The sequence below is a fragment of the Terrabacter sp. P5_B1 genome (assembly GCF_056400505.1).
Genome location: NZ_JBFULD010000319.1, coordinates 1 through 4827, shown reverse-complemented (window position 1 = coordinate 4827; position 4827 = coordinate 1). Strand labels below are relative to the sequence as shown.

The 4827-nt window shown below is 70.7% G+C and carries 5 protein-coding genes and 1 pseudogene; 2 read left to right on the top strand and 4 right to left on the bottom strand.

What is annotated here, in order from left to right; translation table 11 throughout:
* Both AC1DP0_RS18170 and AC1DP0_RS18165 read right to left on the bottom strand, forming a co-directional pair.
* Positions 1-600: hypothetical protein (locus AC1DP0_RS18170; protein ID WP_478087140.1), on the bottom strand; the 600-nt coding region annotated here is incomplete at its 3' end.
* 81 nt (positions 601-681) lie between these two features.
* Positions 682-1239, bottom strand: coding sequence for a DinB family protein (locus tag AC1DP0_RS18165; RefSeq protein WP_478087138.1), 558 nt, complete (start codon positions 1237-1239; stop codon positions 682-684).
* 127 nt (positions 1240-1366) lie between these two features.
* Here AC1DP0_RS18165 and AC1DP0_RS18160 point away from each other — a divergent pair, with 127 nt between their 5' ends.
* Positions 1367-1579, top strand: a complete 213-nt coding sequence (locus AC1DP0_RS18160) for a hypothetical protein (RefSeq protein WP_478087136.1) — start codon at positions 1367-1369, stop codon at positions 1577-1579.
* 38 nt (positions 1580-1617) lie between these two features.
* Here the strand turns inward: AC1DP0_RS18160 and AC1DP0_RS18155 are convergent, their stop codons facing one another.
* Together AC1DP0_RS18155 and AC1DP0_RS18150 are read right to left on the bottom strand one after the other, a co-directional pair.
* Complete coding sequence (locus AC1DP0_RS18155) at positions 1618-2352, bottom strand: dienelactone hydrolase family protein (protein WP_478087134.1); 735 nt, start codon at positions 2350-2352, stop codon at positions 1618-1620.
* A gap of 122 nt (positions 2353-2474) precedes the next feature.
* Complete coding sequence (locus AC1DP0_RS18150) at positions 2475-4337, bottom strand: potassium transporter Kup (RefSeq protein ID WP_478087132.1); 1863 nt, start codon at positions 4335-4337, stop codon at positions 2475-2477.
* 303 nt (positions 4338-4640) lie between these two features.
* Between AC1DP0_RS18150 and AC1DP0_RS18145 the strand changes: the two are divergent.
* A pseudogene (locus tag AC1DP0_RS18145) lies at positions 4641-4827 on the top strand (3-hydroxybutyrate dehydrogenase); the annotation flags it as partial.

Sequence of the window (4827 nt, the reverse complement as noted above, 5' to 3'; positions counted from 1 at the left end):
GAGCTGCGGCGCGCCGGACCCGGTGAGGTAGGCGTGCATGCCGGCCGCGACCTCGCGCAGAGGTCGTGGCGGCAGGTAGGCCGAGGCCCCGGCATCGAGCAGACGGCTCACGGGCCCCGGCGCGCTGACGCCGAGCTCCTCGTCGTCGATCTCGGTCACGATCACCCGGGCGTTCGGGAAGCCGGCCCGGAGCGCACCGAGCAGCTGGGGGCTCACGGGATGGGTCAGGACCACGTCGGCCGTCGGCGGCGCCTTCAGCAGGTCGAGGACGATGTAGTCGGACCCCAGCTCGTCGGAGAGCCGACGGCGTGCGGCGTCGGACAGCTTCGTCGCCGTGGCCACGACGGTGACACCGTCGCGAACCGCCTCGGGAGGGGCTGACTCCGGTGCGACGACCGGCGGCCCCGACACGACGGTGCCCTCGAGGACGCCCGGGCGGAAGGCCAGCGACCCGATGTAACGACCCTCGCTGCGGAGCCTCACCTCGCGTCCTGCGACCATCGCCTCCACCGCGGCCCGGACCTCGCGCGGCAGCGTCTCGAGGTCGAGAGTCGGCGCACCGCGTCGGCGGTCGCGTCCCTGCACCGGGTCCTGGAGCACAGGGGCACCGTAACCCGGCCGTGCTCGCGGAAGGCGCAGCACAGACCGCGCCACGCGGCATACGCCAGGAGGGGCTCCCCGTTACTGGCCGGTGCGGCCGTCGACAGACTCGCGCAAGAGGTCGGCGTGGCCGCAGTGTCGGGCGTACTCCTCGATCAGGTGCACGATGACTCCGCGCACCTGCCAGGGTTCGCCCGGGACGAGGTTCTCGCCGAGGTCGTCGTAGCGGTCGTAGACCTCCCGGGCGTGCGCCACCTCGCGATGCCACGACTCCCAGGCATCCGCCACACAGCTCTCGGTGCCGAGCGCGCCCTCGAAGTCGAGGTCCGGCTCGTCCTCCGTCCAGTAGAGGACAGGCAGATCCCCATGTCCCTCGAGCGTCCGACGGAACCAGTGGTGCTCGATCTTGGCCAGGTGCCGGACGAGCCCCAGCAAGCTCATCGTGCTGGGCGGCACCGACCGCGTGGCCAGCTGCTCCGGCGTGAGCCCGTCACACTTCATCTCGAAGGTCATCCGGTAGCGCTCGAGGTAGTCGAGCAGCGTCGCCGTCTCGCCCACCGGCCGCTCCCGGTCGTTGCGCGGGTCGGTGTCCGGCTCGACCCAGAAGGCGCGGCGGATGGGTGCGGTCTGCTCGCTCATGCCGGGCAGCCCATCAGGTGCGACAGGGATTGGCAACCTCGAATCCGCGCGCGAAGTCCGCCCCGGCGGAGTTGTGGTGGCGTTCCGGGGCAGATCCGCGCGCGAAGTSCGCCCCGGCGGAGTTGTCGTGGCGTCCCGGGGCCTTCGTCCCCGAGGCGCAGCTGGCGACCCGCAGCTCGACGCGCTCGTGCTGCTCGACCTGGCGTGGCACGACTGTCATGGCGAGTCCAGCCTTCCCGACCAGGTGACCGAGGATGTCTGGGTGGTGTCCGGAGGCGACCTCGCTCGACTCGGGGCCGCCTCACACCCTGCCGTCGTCGACTCCCGCAACCTGCGGTGAGCGCCGACAGGCTCCGGGCATCCGAACCCTGACGCTCCTCAGTCGGGTCTCAGCCGCTCGTCGAAGAAGTCCAGAACGCGGTCGACGGCGATCTGTTGGCGGTGCGCCGTGAGCGTCGCATGGCCCTTGCCCTCGAGCTCGACCTTGATGAAGCCATCCCCGAGCAGGTCGGTGAGCGTGTCGAACCGGGTGCCGATGGCAGGGTCCTCGCGGTAGCGGAGGCCCGTGACGGGGCAGCCCGCCGCCACCCGCCGACGCACCACCTCGCGGGTCGCCGGGCTGAGCCCGAGGTCCGCTGCACGGGTCTTGCCCAGGGGTGCGGGCAGCGCCGGCTGGGCCACGACAGGCGCGGCGACGCAGTCGTCGACCATCATCGCCAGCGCGAACCCGCCGGTCAGGCACATGCCGAGCGCACCGACTCCGGGGCCTCCGAGCTCGTCGTTCAGGCTGCGAGCCAGCGACCGCAGCCAGTCGGTGACCGGGGAGGCCACGCCGGCCCTGAGCTTGGTGAACTCCCTGCTCACACAGACCTGAGCGATCGCCTTGGCGATCTGTCCACCGCTGGCGGACGCCCCCGGTTCGCCGAACAGGTGCGGCAGCACCACGGTGAAGCCGCGATCGACGACCTCGTCGGCGAATCGCAGCACCTCGGGGGTGATCCCCGGGATCTCGTGGACGATGACGACGCCCGGCCCGGCTCCCTTGCGGTAGGTGGGATGGGTCACCCGGCCTGCGGTGTGGCTCCCGCAGGCCCACCCGGCAAGTTCCCTCATGCCTTCATGGTCGCGTAGGTATCGGACAGCCCGTGGGTGATCCGCGCAGAACGACATACCGCGGGGCGCGTCCGAGCTGCCGTGGGTTGCCAGGTCGGCCAAGTCGGCCAGGACGACCCTGGCTACAGCTCGACATGGGCGCCCATCACGATGGTCCGCTCAGGCGGCAGGTGGAAGACCTCTGTCCGGTTCGCGGCATTGTGGTACATCCACGCGAACAACCGCTTGCGCCACGTGCGCAGCCCGCGATGGCCGGTGGCCTGGACGGTCAGTACGGACAGGAAGTAACGGGCCTCGTCGAGGTCGATGTCGAGCTCGGGTGTCTTGCCGACCGCGAGGGCCAGTCCCCGGGGGATGTCCTGGCTGTCGGTGAAGCCTACGTGCACCTTGACGTGCACGAAGCCGTCGGTCGCGTCACCGAGGTCGTCGACCTCGACGCGGTCGACGTGCCGGATGTGCGGCACGTTCTCGTTGACGATCTGCACCAGGATGACTCGGTCGTGCACGACGCGGTTGAAGTCGGCGTTGGTGCGCAGGGCGAGAGGCGTCGTCGTGGCATTGGGATGGGGGAAGACCGCGACGCCAGGCACGCGTCTGACGAGGTCAGGGTGTTTCTGAAGCATCTTGAGGAAGAGCGGGAGCGGGCCCTCGAGGTCCCGGGCCTCGGCATGCAGCGCGTCCGCGCCACGCCGCCACGTCGTCATGAGGGCGACGACCAGGGCGGCGATGACGAGGGGCAGCCATCCGCCGGCGACGACCTTGGTGAGGTTGGCACCGAGGAAGGTCAGCTCGACGCCGACGACGAGGACCAGGTAGACGACGAGCTTCCACGTCTGGACCTTCCACACGTGTCGGGCGAGGAGCAGGAACAGTGCGCTGGTCAACAACAGCGTCCCCGTCACGGCCAGGCCGTACGCGGCGGCCAGCCGGCTCGAGCTGCGGAACGCCGCGGTCAGCAGGAGCACTCCGGCGAAGAGGATCCAGTTCATCACCGGGACGTAGATCTGACCCCCCTCCTCGCGGGAGGTGTGTCGAACCCCGAGCCGCGGCAGCATCCCCAGCCGCACCGCCTGCCGCGAGACGGAGAACGCGCCGGAGATGACGGCCTGGGAGGCGATGACCGTGGCGACCGTGGCAAGCAGGACCAACGGCAGCGTGGCCCAGGTCGGGGCGAGCAGGAAGAATGGGTTGGACACGGCGCCCGGGTCACCGAGGATCATCGCGCCCTGCCCGAGGTAGTTGACGGCGAGCGCGGGGAAGACGACCAGGTACCACGCGAGGCGGATGGGTTTGGCGCCGAAGTGGCCCATGTCCGCGTAGAGCGCCTCGGCTCCGGTGATCGTCAGCACCACGCCGCCCATGGCCACGAACGCGACCAGCGGATGCTGGGCGACGAACGCCAACGCATACGTGGGCGAGATCGCCGCCAGGATCTCGGGGTTGGCGAAGACGTGGGGTAGTCCGAGCACCGCGAGCACGGCGAACCAGAGCACCATCACGGGTCCGAAGGACCTGCCGACGACCCCGGTGCCCCAGCGCTGGATGACGAAGAGCACGGACAGGACGGCCACGGTGATCGGCACGACGAGCTCGGTCAGGGACGGGTCGGCCACCGCGAGGCCCTCGATCGCCGACATGACCGAGATGGCGGGGGTGATGACGGCGTCGCCGTAGAACAGCGCGGCGCCGAGCACGCCCATGACCATCACCGCAGCGAGCCGTCGGGTGCCCTGCAGGTGGCGGCGCAGCAGCGCCACGAGCGCGAGGATGCCGCCCTCGCCGTCGTTGTCGGCGCGCATCGCCAGCGACACGTACTTCATGGAGACCACCAGGGTGATCGACCACAGCACCATCGAGATGACGCCCAGGACGTCGCCCCGGGTGGCCTGCACCGTGTTGTGCTCGATGCTGAAGACGGTCTGCATCGCGTAGAGGGGGCTCGTGCCGATGTCACCGAAGACGATCCCGAGGGCCCCGAGGGCCAACGGAAGGATCCTCCCGCCGGCGCGGTGCCCCAACTGATGGCCCGGCTGATGGCCCGGCGCCGCTGCGACCGGTGGGGGCCCCGCGGGGGCGGATGCCGCATCCTCGGCCGGGGGCGGTGTCGCTTCGCCCATGGAAGTCACGACGTCATCGTGTCACGTGACCGGCCGGCAGGCCCGTCCGTCCGCGGGCGTGACGTCGTGCAAACCCACACCGGGCCAGGGGGAGCGTCACCACATGAGATCCGGGTTTTTGTGTTCGGTCACCACACCGGCTGGCCCGGCCCGTCTCCTTAGTCTTCCCGCATGCCCGACGCCCGCATCGACGCCCGCAACGACGCACGCGACGACGCCCCGGACCGCCCCGAGCGCGGCCCCCTGGCGGTCAACGAACCCATCGACCTGAGCGGGCGCACCGCCCTGGTCACCGGAGCAGCGAGCGGCATCGGGGCGAGCGTCGCCCGGGCCCTCGCGGGCGCGGGCGCCATGGTGC